The sequence below is a fragment of the Deltaproteobacteria bacterium genome, from assembly GCA_040223695.1.
In the GTDB taxonomy this organism is placed as follows: Bacteria; Desulfobacterota_D; UBA1144; order Nemesobacterales; family UBA2774; genus JAVKFU01.
The window spans coordinates 38,904-52,145 of the sequence record JAVKFU010000019.1 but is presented as its reverse complement, the minus strand read 5'-3'; the positions used below and the strand labels follow the sequence as shown (position 1 = coordinate 52,145).

Here is a 13,242-nt window from a genome sequence, read left to right as displayed (position 1 = left end):
GGGTTTCCCCAGGTGTTAAATTCAAACCCGGATCTTCAACACTCACTATAAATCAGATGATTCGGGATGGCAAGAGCGGATATCAGTCCTGATAAAGTTTTGGTTGCATCGAAGTTTTATAAAATTTACACTTAGGTAAAACGTGCTGGTCGTATTCCGGTTTCAGCAATAAAAAACAATATCAGGAGGGCATTGCAATGATAAGAAAAATTTTAAGCTGTGCTTTTATTCTTGCAGTTATTGCTTCTGTGGGCTTGGCTCAGGCCCAGGAAGAGGGAGGGCCGCAGTGGATAACCGGGGAAGTGGTGTCGATGGAAGAAGGTCGGAACGAGAGCCTAATGAGTTTAAGGATGGCTGATGGTGAGGCTTTTAATGTCGCCGTAACTAACGACCTCCTGGAGGGAGTAAACGTGGGTGATGTGGTCACTGTACAAATAATCAAGGGATGGGCGGAATTGGTGGAAATCGCAGAAGATAATACGCCGCAAACGCCCAGGCCTGAAAAGAAGGACAGCGGCGCTCAGTGGGTGGCGGGTGAAGTCGTAACCATAGAGGAAGGCGCGACCGACAGCCTGATAGGAATTAAGATGTCTAACGACAAGGTGTTTAACGTTGCGGTGTCCAATGAGAAATTAAAAGGCGTCAGCGTGGGTAATTACATTACCGTTAAGATTGTAAAGGGCTGGGCCCAAAAAGTCAGTAAAAAAGAGGGCAGCTGAATTAAAGCGGGTCATTAAAATTAATCTCCGCCAGGCCGAGAGCAGAACAATCAGGCCCGGCTTTTCTAGCATAATCAGGGTGAAGTGCAACCGGATGAAAAAAGTCTGAATCCTTTTTATCCCGTTTGGTATCCTAATAAATAGAATAAGAAGCACATCGATAAACAAAAGCACATCCTATACCATCCTCCTTGAGGAAAAGAGGCCCTCAGATTATCGAGGGCCTCTTTTTATTTAAGCTGTTGTAATTATTAAATATATTTCAAGCTTAGTTGTTCATAATGTTTATTGCTACATTGCCTCATCTAAGAAGGGCTCCGTCCCATGCCGTTTCGCCCGGGTGTGAGTATATTGGAGTTGTGCTCAGGTTTTTATGTCCCAAAACGATTGCGCGTGAGTAGGCGGGATGACCCTTGTCTATTTTGTCTCTCCGAGTGCTTCTCTGGCTATTATATTCCTTTGTATCTCGGAAGTGCCTTCGTATATCTCGGTTATCTTGGCGTCGCGGAAGTACCTTTCGACAGGGTAGTCGACCGTGTAACCGTAGCCTCCGTGGATTTGTATCGCCTTCGTCGTGACCCACATTGCGGTTTCCGAAGCGAAGAGTTTCGCCATTGCGGACTGTTTCGAGTAATTAACCTCTTTATCCTTCATTACAGCAGCCTGCCACGTGAGAAGCCTCGATGCCTCGATTCTCGTCGCCATATCGGCAATCATGAACTGAAGCCCCTGAAAGTCGGAGATACTCTTGCCGAATGCCTTACGTTCCTTTGAATATCTGACGGATTCCTCAAACGCCGCCCGGGCGATACCCACTGCTTGCGCTGCAACCCCGATCCTGCCGCCGTTAAGGGTATTCATGGCGATTTTGAATCCTTGCCCTTCCGTTCCGAGCATTGCGCTTTCCGGTACCTCGCAATCCTCAAAGAATATTTGCGCCGTGCTTGAGGCTTTGATTCCCAGTTTGTGCTCAAGTTTTCCGACTTTTACCCCCGGTGTGTCCATGTCTATTATGAATGCTGAAATTCCATGGTGTTTCTTGGAAGGATCGGTTGCGGCTATCAGTATCATGACGTCGGCCTCGGCGCCGTTGGTTATCCAGGATTTCGTGCCGTTTATTATGTAGCTTTTTCCTTTTTTCACAACGAGTGTTCTCATGCCCGCCGGGTCCGAGCCCGCCTCGGGCTCGCTCAGCGCGAAACATCCGAGCTTCGCCCCGCTCGATAAATCGGGCAGATAAGAGTTCTTTTGCTCTCCTGTGCCGTAGGTGATAACGGGATCGCATACGAGGGAATTATTAACGGACATGATAATCCCTGTAGAGGCGCACGCCCCGCATATTTCCTCAAGCGCTATAACGTAGGATAGGCAGTCGAACTCACTCCCCCCGTATTTTTCAGGCACTATCATTCCCATGAAGCCGAGCTCCCCCATTTCAGCGACTATGTCTTTGGGGAATTTGCCTTCGCGGTCATTTTTTGCGGCGACGGGCTTAATTTTATTGATTGAGAAATCCCGTGCGGTTTTTTGAATCAGCTCCTGTTCTTCAGAAAGATTTATTATGGACATCTTAAGACACCTCCCCGGGTTAAGTTGGCCGACCGAGCGCTTGCTCGCTTATACATTATAAAAACATACATGAAAAAAGTCAACAAATTTTTATTGAATCGCTCTCAGTATAAGCTCGGTCTGAATCTTGATGTAGCGTTTGAGTGTGTAGTCCTTCTGGATCGCCCAGCGCCTGAATGCCCACATCTGCCCCTGTACCATTATGTCATGAGCAACTATCTTTGCGGTGCTTCTGTCGATATTGAATACTTTTTCCTCGATTCCCTGCACGATGATGTTCTCGAATATCCCGGTTAAATCGTTTTCAGCGGAGAGTATATAGTTTCTTTCCTTGCGGTTCAGAGATTTCGTTTCCTGATATAAAAGCAGCGAGTAATCCTGGATTTCATCGATAATCGTAAAATAATCTCGTATGGCGTTTTTAAGATTTTCTCTGGGGTCCTTTTTGCCTACAAGAGAGCTTTCCAGTTTTTCGCTTACGCTTTTAAATATATAATCGCAGACGAGAAATAATATATCCTCTTTGGTCCTGATATAGTCGTAGAGAGCGCCCATGCTCATGCCGAATTCTTTCGCTATCTCGCGCACGGTGGTTTTGTGAAACCCCTTCTTCACGAATAATTCGACAGCGGCGTTCACCAGCTCCTGCCTTCTGACGCTTATAAGGTCCTTATCCTTTATATTGGAGGCTATCCGGGTCTTTGAGTCTGTTGCTCCGCTCTTGTTTTTCATAGTCAGATTGATTGATAATACGCAGGAATTTAAAGGAATCAATAGAATAACATAAAGTTGGAATACTGCTCTACTCTCATGAATTTATCGTAAACATAAAGAATTCTAAGTAAGTAATAGATAACCGAATGAAACCGTGCCAGGATTCCTGGCGTATATTATTTGTAAACAAACTTTAACTGACGGGGGGAAAACAGATGAATATCATGAAACTCGCGGAGGTCTTCCCGGCAGTATTGGTGGTCGTTGCGTTATTTGCATTCGTACCGAACGGATTCCCGGCTACCGGCCTCAAACTGAACCCCGACCTGAATTACTCAAGCGATTCCGACGACGGCCCGCTTATAACCGGGGACAATATGTCTGACGGCGAGATTAAAAATGGCAAACCGGCCTATGTGATTTTTTATCACCGCGAGTGTTATAACTCCAAGCGTCAGGCCAGAAGGACAGTCGAGCTGTATCAAAAATACAACGGCGAGGTGGATTTTATTGTTGTCGATCTGAACTCCCCGCTTTCCAAAGAGCAGAAAGACCTGCGCGACCGTCATTATAAAAATTACATACCCCACGTAACGCTATATGATAAAGAAGGCAAAGTCGTTTACGACGGGAGCGGGGAAGTAAGCAACGATAAAATGTCCGGTGTATTAGATCCGCTGCTCTAGACTGCTTATTTCGTTTTCACGGGCAGATTCGGCGTTGTTACGTCGAATCCTCCCACTTTCCTGATATTGACGTTGAGGGTTCTTTTATCGACGCTCTTCCCGCCAATTCTCTGTATGTTCACATCCGTTATGCCGTTTGACGCAATTACAGGCTCGGTTATAAAAAGCGGCTTTAGGAGGACTCCCCAGAGCCCTATCGCGATGAGCGTGAGCATTACTTTCGTGTAAAGGTCGATTTTCATAGCTTTCCTCCCTGATTTTAGTCTTAAAAAACTATACACCGATTTCTGTCTAATTTGTTCAGGTACATATACCGGTAGATTTAAGGAGATTACTTTGTATTCAGCAGGGTCTTATTTTTATTGTTGGCGCGAAACTCCGCTTCGTTGTCCCAAGGCTGTACCTTCCATTTTCGAAAATTAACCGGTCCGGAACGATATAGCAGTTTTCCGTTTAGCCGATTCGGTCATTTGAATGGATTCAAGGTGTTGAGCTCGGTCAATGTTTCGATTAATTTCGGCTTCTCTACGAAGAGTCGGTATTGCATTAACTTTAGTATCGAGGACAGGTCTTTCCATTCCGACATAAATGATTCATGACCCGTCACGATTTCCTTGGCTTCGTCTATGCTCGCGTGGAGATAATCGGAAAAGGTCTTATTCGCGATCTCGTCCTCGAAAGACTCTATGATTTTGGGGAATTCGCCCTTTTCGAGCCAGATGCCGTGGCAGCTCCGGCAGTAATTTACCTCGACTCCTGTGTGCCCGTATTCGATGTTGAGGGTATTAAGGTCGCAAACCGGGCATTTGAGGTCGGTCTCTTTGGACTTGAAATTTTCAGGGTGCTTCCATATGTCGAAGTCGAACCAGTTCAGGTTTTCATCTACGGCCTCTTCGGCTTCGTGCAGCTCGCCTTTCTCGAACCAGATTCCCTTGCACGACTCGCATTCATCCACATTTACCGGCCCTATGACCTTCTCTTTTAATTCAATACCGCACTTCGGACATTTTTTCATGATTTCTCCCGGTACAAGTTAAATCTTGAAAATACGAACATAATATATAGATTAGAATGCCATTTCTGGTAATTATTGCAATTGCCCGGCTGAGGCTCAGGCTGCTATATTCCGTATGCAATACGGAATGAAGTCCGGTTTGGCAACCGGCTCATGCGGAAAGTAATTCTTTTAGCTAGAGAACGTCGGCTTTAACCACCCGGCCGCCCATGAAATAGAGGTAAACGCAGTCATAGTTCAGCCCCATTTGCGTCTCGCAGCTGTAAATCCATTTTTCGTCATATCTGGCCTTCTCGGGCGTAGTGTCTTTTTGCCACGGCTCCCCTATCGCCTCAATTACTTCCTCTTTGCTCATGCCTTTAAAGTCGCGGCCGTTCTCGATCTCTTTCATAACCGCATTGCCGCTCGATTTGGAGCCTTGGGCTATTTCAATCGGGCTTTCGAGGGCGAAAGTGTGATTGAAAATTATTAAGAATAAGATCAATGAAAAAAGAAAAATGACAGGGCTAGTTTTAAACCTTGAATTTGCTAGGTTCATTGGCTGATTTTCCTTTGTTGATTTGTTCAAGATTCTCTGTTGAGTTATTGGATGGGTTTAGGTCTAATCGGAAAGTTAAAACCTCCCAAAGCCCGACAATCCAAATGGAGTGAAAGCCTAGTGATTTTGCATATTCCGAAAAGTTATCACAGAATTGGTTGACAACCGGGCGGAATGTGTGGCCTGCTAATCGGGTAGCATCCAGTGCTAGCACGATATTTTTACGGTAGCTGCTTGGAATTTTGGCTTCAGATGCTTTCATTTCAATCGAAGTTTTTATATCCGACTCGAATAGTAATGGTTTTCCTTTTTTGTTTACTTCCCCTTTAGTTGATAATTTTTTCCAGAATTTTTGCTCTATTACAACTCTAACAACCTGTATCTCAATTATTTTTTTGGGATTATCTAGATCGTATGCCACACAATCTGCAACATCATCATCGCCAACGCGCTCTGGTTGTGACCAATTGTCGCCAGAACGGTTTAACACATTAATTAATATCTGACCTGCAAGTAGGGTATCCTGCTCGCCTTGTGGGCTTTTTCCTTTCAATGATGAAGAGATAGTGCCATCTTTTTCAAGCATTGCAGATGATTCTGTACCTTGGCGTTCGGATTCTGAAAATCCTATTATTTTTCCATTTTCTTTTCTGAGTATAGATATACACTCTTTAGCTTCCATAGTCTCTTTCGGTATTACTCTGATTTTATTCATTTTTAATATTTATTCCCCAAACTCAAACCCAAGCTCGTTGTCTTTAACTACAATCCTCACCTCTCCTCCGCCGGTGGAGAGGTTGCCGAACAGGATTTCGTGAGTTAGCTTCTGAGTGATTTCGCTGTCTATGAGACGCTGGATCGGCCTCGCGCCGAGCTGCCTGTCGTAGCCCTTGTCCGCGATGTACGACCTCGCCTCGGGCGTAAGCTCGAGAGTGACCTTCTTTGCCTTGAGCCTGTCCGCGAGCTGCCCGACCATTTTGTCCACAATCTTTTCAACCACCCCTTTGGTGAGCGCGTTGAAATGGAGCGTGGCGTTGAGACGGTTTCTGAATTCGGGACTGAAGTAGCGCTCTATAGCCTGGACACTCTTGTCTTCATATTCATCCTTCTCGAATCCGACTGTTCTCTGGCTGCTCTCCCTCGAACCGGTGTTGGTCGTGAGAATGAGCACTATCTGCCTGAAGTCCACTTTCCTTCCGTTAGAGTCCGTAAGCGTCGCGTGGTCCATTACCTGAAGCAGTACATTGTAGATGTCCTCATGCGCCTTTTCGATTTCATCCAGTAGCAGAACCGCGTGCGGGTTTTGATGGACCGCTTCAGTGAGCTGCCCGCCCTCGTCGTACCCGACGTACCCCGGAGGAGAGCCGATGAGCCGGGAGACGGTATGCTTCTCCATGTACTCGCTCATGTCGAAGCGTATAAACTCTATGCCGAGCGCCTCGGCGAGCTGCTTCGCAAGCTCCGTTTTGCCTACCCCTGTAGGGCCGGCGAACATGAAATTCCCGACTGGCTTATTGGGCTCGCTCAGACCCGAGCGCGACATCTGAATAGCGGTGACCAGTTTATCGACAGCATTATCCTGACCGAAAATAACCTTCTTGAGATCGGCGGCCAGCGTCCTGAGCCTGTTTCTGTCATCGACCTTTACGGTGCGTGAAGGAATCTTGGCTATCTTTGAAACAAGGGCTTCTATGTCCTTGACCGTTACCTGCTTTATCTCCGACTCGTAGTCTCTGAGTTTTACGTCGGCCCCGGCTTCGTCGATTAAATCAATCGCCTTATCGGGGAGCCTCCTGTCGTTCATGTATTTTGCGGATAGCTCGACGGCCGCCTTGAGCGCGGGGGTGGAATATTTGACCTTGTGAAAATCCTCGTAGTATTTCTTGAGCCCCTGCAGTATTTTGACGCATTCATCCTGGCTCGGCTCATAGACGTCTATCCGCTGAAATCTCCTCGCGAGCGCGTGGTCTTTCTCAAAAACGCTCCTGTATTCCTTGAGCGTGGTCGTTCCGATACAGCGTATTTCGCCGTTCGCCAGAGCGGGCTTGAGCATGTTTGAAGCGTCGAGAGTACCTCCCGAAACGGCTCCCGCGCCTATTACGGTATGTATTTCATCGATGAACAGTACTTTTTTCTCATCGCCCTTCACATTGTCGATTATGGCTTTGAGCCTCTCCTCGAAGTCGCCTCTGTAACGGGTGCCGGCAGTCAGCGAGCCCATGTCGAGGGCGTATATATCCGTGCCCTCAAGCGCGTTCGGGACTGTATTCTCGGCTATTCTCAGCGCGAGCCCTTCGGCGATAGCGGTTTTTCCCACTCCTGCGTCACCGACAAAGATCGGATTGTTCTTGCGCCTTCTGGCCAGTATGTGAATCGTGCGGTCGATCTCCGATTCGCGGCCGATCAGGGGGTCGAGCTTACCGTCTCTGGCCTTTTTAACGAGATTCGAGCAGTATTCGGACAGAGGGTCTTTGGGTATCTGCTCGGTCTGTGCGTCGGTTTTTGCTATGCTCGTGGATTTTTCCTGCTGGCCGTATGTCGCGCCCCCGTGCGATATGTACCTTACGATATCATAGCGGTTTATGCCCTGCTCGTTCAATAAATACACAGCATGGGATTCATCGACCCTGAACATCGCGACCAGAATGTTGCCGCCGTTTATCTGGGACTTGTCCGCCGACTCGGCGTGCATCGCGGCCAGCCTGAGAACGAACTGGCTTCCCGCCGAGTACTGCGGGTCCGACAGGTATTCGGAATCGACAGGGGGCATGTTTTCCTCTATGAACTGCTCAAGGTTCGACCTTAACCTTTCCAGATCGACCCCGCATCCGGCCAGTACGTCCGACGCGTCGGGGTCGTAGGTCAGCTCCAGCAATATATGCTCAAGAGTTATAAACTCATGCCTTCTTACCTTGGCCTGCTCGTATGCCCTTTTGAGTGTTTCCTCAAGTTCTTTTGAAAGCGTCATTCTTCCTCACCGCCGCTCTCTACTTCCAGTATGCACTGGAGCGGATGCTCGTATTGTTTGGCCAGCTTGTCAACCTGCACTATTTTTGTGGTCGCGACGTCGTATGTATAAACTCCAATTACGCTTTTACCGGAAGTATGTGCTTCAAGCATTATTCTCGTCGATTCCTCCTGGCCCTTGTAAAATACCCTCATCAAAACCCAGACTACAAACTCTCTGGGCGTATAATCGTCGTTTAACAGCAAAATTCTATACATGTCGGGTCGCTTTAATCTGACCCGCTCTTCAGTAAGAAGTTCTCCCTCGAGATCCTCCGGCGTTATTTTTTTGTCTCCCATTCCTTACTATCCTGATATTATCGCCTTAACGTGCTTTTAAATTCACAATATGTAATCTATGCACGCATTTTAATTTTTCTACTTGCCGTACAAGTACTTAAGGGGCGACTGCATGTTGTATTTCCTTATCAGGTTGTCCGTGTATTCCCTTTCCCGCAGCAGATAATCTCCGATAGCCTTGTTTGCCGTCTCATCCATGATTAAATGTGAGCTGTAAGTCGGCACCGCCGCAAAACCCCTTAAAAATTTATGCTCCCCCTGAGCCCCGGCCTCAAAAACATTTATCCCCTTCTTTATAGAATAATCTATTAATCCATAGAAACAACACTCGAAATGGAGATTCCTGTAGTTATAAAGCGTCCCCCAGTAGCGTCCGAATAGTCTGTCGTTCTTAACTATGTTAAAGGTGCCGCCCACCCATTTATTGCCGGATTTCGCCATAAGCAGAACTATGCGGTGCCGGTAGTTTTCGTACATGAGGTCGAAGAATTCTCTGTTGAGATACGCGCTTCCCCATTTTCTCGAATGCGTATCGCTATAGAAATCCCAGATCGCATTCATGTGCTCCTCTGTGATGTCGTCCTTTTCAATGATGCGGATATCCAGACCCTCTTCAGCCAGGGATTTTCTCTCTTTTCTTATCTGTTTTTTTCTCCCGGAACGGATATCGGAGAGAAAATCCTCGAATAATTTATAGTTACGGTTTTTCCAGTGGTACTGATGCGTCTTTCTTGTAAGAAATCCCCTTTTTTCCAGAAACACACGCTCGTCCTCGGTTAGAAAAAGCACATGAATCGATGAGCAGTTCTCCTGAGCGCAGAGGCTGATCAGGCTCTTGACCATGGTTTCGGCGCATTGGTTAAAGGGGTATTCGGGATGGACGAGTATCCGCGCACCCGTAGCCGGTGTGAACGGGATGGCCACGACTATTTTGGGGTAATAGCTGATCCCCGCGTTCTCGAATGCCCTGGCCCATTCCCAGTCGAAAATATACTCGCCGTAGGAGTCAAGCTTGATGTATGCTGAAATGGCTCCTATTATCCTGTCTTTATCCCTCAGAATGATGTGGCGCGGGTCCCAGGTAGTGTGCGGCCCGACAGAGCCCGATATTTCCAGCGCTTCCAAAAATTCGTATTCGAGAAAAGGATTCCGGGCGTCGGCTATAGCGTTATACTGATCTTTGTCTATCCCGGAGATGGAATCATGTACGGTCAGGTGGTACTCGGTTCCCATAATGTTTCAACCAATCTTTATATATGCCTAAGCATGATAATATGTAATTAATAGTAGTATAACACCTGTAATTGTAGCTGGATTTTAATTCAGCTCATACATATTATTTAGATTCGTCATGCGCTTTTCTTAATACCGGCTTGACTCCGCGGGGTGCGTATTTGGATTTGCCTGTCAAGGGAATCGCTCCATGCTCGTCGGGATAATTCACAGGACGAGTGTAAACTGATCGAGAGAACAGGGCGGCTTTATTGACAATAGACGACTTAAAGTGAGATAATGGTAAGGATTATTTTTTTGCCCGATATGAAAAATATCCGGTTCGATCGAGGCGGGGGATGGACAGTCCATCAATACAATTTTTTAAATCACAGGGTTTCAAAATTGTCTTCTTATTGGTTGTGCTTTTATGCATATATCTAGTGAAGACAGGGCTCATAACCGCTGTGCCGTATGCTTCGGCGGAGAGCGCCCGGGGGGCTATCGATATATATTTTGACTCTAATGAAGATGATTTTCCCCCTGCGGACGAAGAGGCTCTCAAATTAAAAATCGATGAATTAAAGAACAATCCCGGGCTCGACATAGTCGTGGAAGGTTATTCGGACATTACGGGGGAAGCTGAATACAATCTCGGCCTTTCAGAGAGAAGGGCGCAGTCGGTAAAGAGGGTTTTGATTGATCGGGGGATAGAATCCGGAAGGATCACAGCAAGTGGAAGGGGGAAAACTGATAAATTCGCAGGTGGTCTCGACGAGCAGTCCCTGAGAGAGAACAGAAGGGTACGCATTATAATTCAAACCGATCAGCCCGTTTTGCCAACGCCGGTTACCGGTATTGAAGATGCTTCGCCTGAGGGGCGGGAAACCGCGGCGGAGGAAAAAGAAGAGAGAGTGGAAGAGACAATTGAAGCGGTTGAAACCGTTGAAACCGTTTCCGAACCACTGCCCCCGGCGGTAAGGGACCTTGCGACGCCCCCTCCGGGTCTGGCCAAAAATATTAGAAGCGTCATGAGAAAACTGGCTCCGGGACGCATTATTTTTGAAGTGCCCGGGAAAATGGGCGTCGGCAAGACTTATATCATAGAGGCGGACTTTCCTTACTCGTTCATAAGTGATTTGTCGGAAAGCATCAAGGAGAACGGCACCGAAGGATTTAATCATTTTAAATTGGGGCGGGACGTCGGGGTGCGGTTAAGAGGCAAGGAGTTCGACGTCAGGTCCCTTTCGGATTCCTCTTCCGCCGTCGACGGTGGTGGGCAAGCTATGTTCGAAGGTCTGGAGATTAAAGAGGTTTCAGGGGAAGAATTGAGTACGAAATGGGCATGGACGGTTACGCCGCTTGAGAGCGGGTTTCAGTCTCTTCTCCTCTCCGTTCAGATTGTATTAGAGGATGCCGAGCACAATGAAGTGGTAAACGAACACGAGATTTTTGAAAAAGTAGTGGAAGTCAATTCCAGTTTTATTTACTCGGTAACGAGAAGTTATCTGGTTATGGGTGTTTTCATTGTCATTGTAGTGATTGGGATCGGCCTGATTCTGGTAAAAAAATTCGGTGTAAGATAATATATTCCGGCCGCATCCGGGTGTAAAAATGAAATGGCTTCGTAACATAATAGGCGGAAATGATATCGTCAAGGATATAGATCACATAGCGATTGTAGTCAGTGATATGGACGTTGCGGTTGAGTTTTATACCGGAGTCCTCGGTTTGAGGCTAATCAGGGACGGGCGCACGGAAGGGGGCGAGAAAAAAACCTTTATAGGGACAAAGTCGAAAGTTATTCTGGCGATGACCGAGGATAAAAACAGAAAAGCCTCGGATGGCGGATCCGCAGGAGGCGTGAATCATATCGCTTTCGGCGTTGACGATGTTGAGAAGGCCGGCAATATTTTGAAGGAAAGGGGCGTTAATTTCATAGAAGAAAAGATAGGTGAAGACGGGAAGGTGCAGGCATACCACTTTCTTGATCCGGACGGGCTGGAGCTTGAAATCTGCGGCGATACACGAGGCGAGGTGCCGCAGTATTGATACTAAAAAAATAATTTGCTGGTATAATTAAGTCTCAGTCTTAATTCAAAATTTGAATTTTACGAATACAATGGAGATGGCGATTACGCCCGTCTAACGGAAGTTATAAATGAAATTAAACGAGCTCAAAGGAAGTGGCCCTGCTGTACGGTACGGGCCCGAAATGCGCATTCTAATAATCGGCGGCGGTATAGCCGGTCTAACCCTGGCGGGCTTGCTGCAGCAGAGGGGATTCAAGCCCACCGTAGTGGAACGTATCCCGGAATACGGGAATGTCGGATATATTATAGTCCTTTGGCCTTCGGGCAGCCGAGTGCTGAAGGGGCTCGGGGTCTACAGAAACCTTATCGACGCGGGCCTCCCGTTTTCGACTTATAACGTCAGGAACGAGAAGGGCGAAATGCTTCACTCTTATTCCGTTCAGAAGGTCACTGAGAAATACGGGCCGATGATAAGCATATACAGGCCTGAGCTGATTAACGTTTTGAGGGAAGCTGTCGATCCCTCGGCCATACGCATGAACACGACAGTTGAGAAAATCGAGCAAATGGGCGAGGAAGTTTTTGCAGTCTTCAGCGACGGGACTGAAGAGATTTACGACCTTGTAGTCGGATGCGACGGTGTGCGGTCCGAAACAAGAAATATGATATTTGGAGAGGTACCGCTTTCATACAGCGGCATGACGGGATGGAGTTTCTGGGTAAAATCCGGCCTTCTTAAATCCGCGCAGATAGCGGAGTACTGGGGGACGGGTAAATTTTTAGGCATCTGGCCCACCAGGGGTCGCCTGTCCGTTTTTACGAGTATCCGCAGCCCTAGGGGCGTGCCTGATCCTGTTGAAAACCGTGTAGGACGCATCGAGGAGAATTTTAAGGACTTCGGGGGAATAGTCCCCGATTTGCTCGCAGAGATAGATGATCCTGACGCTATTTATCACACGGAGTACAATGATTTGAGAATGGAGGAGTGGTACAGGGGCAGGGTCGTTCTAGTGGGGGATTCGGCGCATGCGGTATTGCCCACAGCGGGAGGCGGTGTTTCTATGGCGATTGAATCCGCCGCCGTATTGGCTGAAGAGCTGGCAAGGACCGATTCCAGGTATGTCGCTCACGCGCTTGAAAGTTATGTTTCGAGGAGGAAGCCGCGTGTTAAAAAAATCCAGGATCAATCACGCATGATGGGCAAAGTAGCTTTCGCCGACAGCAGGGTAATTTCTTCGTTGAGAAATTTTGTGATGCGTTTTTACTCGAATAAGCTGCATTTAAAGTACTGGGACAGCATGCTCAAGGAACCGATATAGAACCGTAGCTTTGCCGCCGGATTATTATTGTCATTACACACCTGCAGCTACTTAAGTTAATTCCACATGAAAATGAATCTTCAGTTATAATTTTAAAAATAATTCGGGGAATTCGAATTTTATCCACCCCG

The 13,242-nt window shown here is 47.2% G+C and carries 14 protein-coding genes; 5 read left to right on the top strand and 9 right to left on the bottom strand.

What is annotated here, in order from left to right; genetic code table 11:
- Positions 1-197 precede the first annotated feature (197 nt).
- Positions 198-719: a hypothetical protein gene (locus RIG61_12245; protein MEQ9619927.1), complete on the top strand. Its 522-nt coding sequence runs from the start codon at positions 198-200 to the stop codon at positions 717-719.
- Positions 720-1,136: 417 nt separating this feature from the next.
- Here the strand turns inward: RIG61_12245 and RIG61_12240 are convergent, their stop codons facing one another.
- Positions 1,137-2,288 carry an acyl-CoA dehydrogenase gene (locus RIG61_12240; GenBank protein ID MEQ9619926.1) on the bottom strand — a complete coding sequence of 384 codons (1,152 nt, stop codon included), beginning with the start codon at positions 2,286-2,288 and terminating at the stop codon, positions 1,137-1,139.
- 90 nt (positions 2,289-2,378) lie between these two features.
- Complete coding sequence (locus RIG61_12235) at positions 2,379-3,020, bottom strand: TetR/AcrR family transcriptional regulator (GenBank protein MEQ9619925.1); 642 nt, start codon at positions 3,018-3,020, stop codon at positions 2,379-2,381.
- 197 nt (positions 3,021-3,217) lie between these two features.
- Between RIG61_12235 and RIG61_12230 the strand changes: the two genes are divergently transcribed.
- A complete protein-coding gene (locus RIG61_12230; protein MEQ9619924.1) occupies positions 3,218-3,688 on the top strand; it encodes a hypothetical protein in 471 nt (156 codons plus the stop codon).
- Positions 3,689-3,693: 5 nt separating this feature from the next.
- On the opposite strand, the gene RIG61_12225 is transcribed toward RIG61_12230, so the two are convergent.
- The 7 genes from RIG61_12225 to RIG61_12195 all read right to left on the bottom strand — a co-directional run bounded on the left by RIG61_12225 (position 3,694) and on the right by RIG61_12195 (position 9,780).
- Complete coding sequence (locus RIG61_12225; GenBank protein MEQ9619923.1) at positions 3,694-3,930, bottom strand: hypothetical protein; 237 nt, start codon at positions 3,928-3,930, stop codon at positions 3,694-3,696.
- A gap of 224 nt (positions 3,931-4,154) precedes the next feature.
- Positions 4,155-4,703, bottom strand: a complete 549-nt coding sequence (locus tag RIG61_12220; protein ID MEQ9619922.1) for a zf-TFIIB domain-containing protein — start codon at positions 4,701-4,703, stop codon at positions 4,155-4,157.
- A 175-nt stretch (positions 4,704-4,878) separates the two neighbouring features.
- Positions 4,879-5,094, bottom strand: coding sequence for a hypothetical protein (locus tag RIG61_12215; protein MEQ9619921.1), 216 nt, complete (start codon positions 5,092-5,094; stop codon positions 4,879-4,881).
- A 121-nt stretch (positions 5,095-5,215) separates the two neighbouring features.
- Positions 5,216-5,956 (bottom strand): hypothetical protein, encoded by a 741-nt coding sequence (locus RIG61_12210; protein ID MEQ9619920.1) that lies wholly within the window; start codon positions 5,954-5,956, stop codon positions 5,216-5,218.
- A gap of 9 nt (positions 5,957-5,965) precedes the next feature.
- The gene (gene clpA / locus RIG61_12205) at positions 5,966-8,209 is read right to left on the bottom strand and encodes an ATP-dependent Clp protease ATP-binding subunit ClpA (protein ID MEQ9619919.1); all 2,244 of its coding nucleotides are present in this window, start codon (positions 8,207-8,209) and stop codon (positions 5,966-5,968) included.
- Positions 8,206-8,547, bottom strand: coding sequence for an ATP-dependent Clp protease adapter ClpS (gene clpS / locus RIG61_12200; protein ID MEQ9619918.1), 342 nt, complete (start codon positions 8,545-8,547; stop codon positions 8,206-8,208). Before clpS ends, clpA begins: the two co-directional genes overlap by 4 nt.
- 78 nt (positions 8,548-8,625) lie before the next feature.
- Positions 8,626-9,780, bottom strand: coding sequence for a GNAT family N-acetyltransferase (locus RIG61_12195; GenBank protein ID MEQ9619917.1), 1,155 nt, complete (start codon positions 9,778-9,780; stop codon positions 8,626-8,628).
- A gap of 422 nt (positions 9,781-10,202) precedes the next feature.
- Between RIG61_12195 and RIG61_12190 the strand changes: the two genes are divergently transcribed.
- The 3 genes from RIG61_12190 to RIG61_12180 all read left to right on the top strand — a co-directional run bounded on the left by RIG61_12190 (position 10,203) and on the right by RIG61_12180 (position 13,111).
- Positions 10,203-11,345 (top strand): OmpA family protein, encoded by a 1,143-nt coding sequence (locus RIG61_12190; protein MEQ9619916.1) that lies wholly within the window; start codon positions 10,203-10,205, stop codon positions 11,343-11,345.
- 28 nt (positions 11,346-11,373) lie between these two features.
- Positions 11,374-11,811 (top strand): VOC family protein, encoded by a 438-nt coding sequence (locus RIG61_12185; protein MEQ9619915.1) that lies wholly within the window; start codon positions 11,374-11,376, stop codon positions 11,809-11,811.
- 109 nt (positions 11,812-11,920) lie between these two features.
- Entirely contained in the window at positions 11,921-13,111 is a 1,191-nt protein-coding gene (locus RIG61_12180) for an FAD-dependent monooxygenase (GenBank protein ID MEQ9619914.1), read from the top strand.
- Positions 13,112-13,242 lie beyond the last annotated feature (131 nt).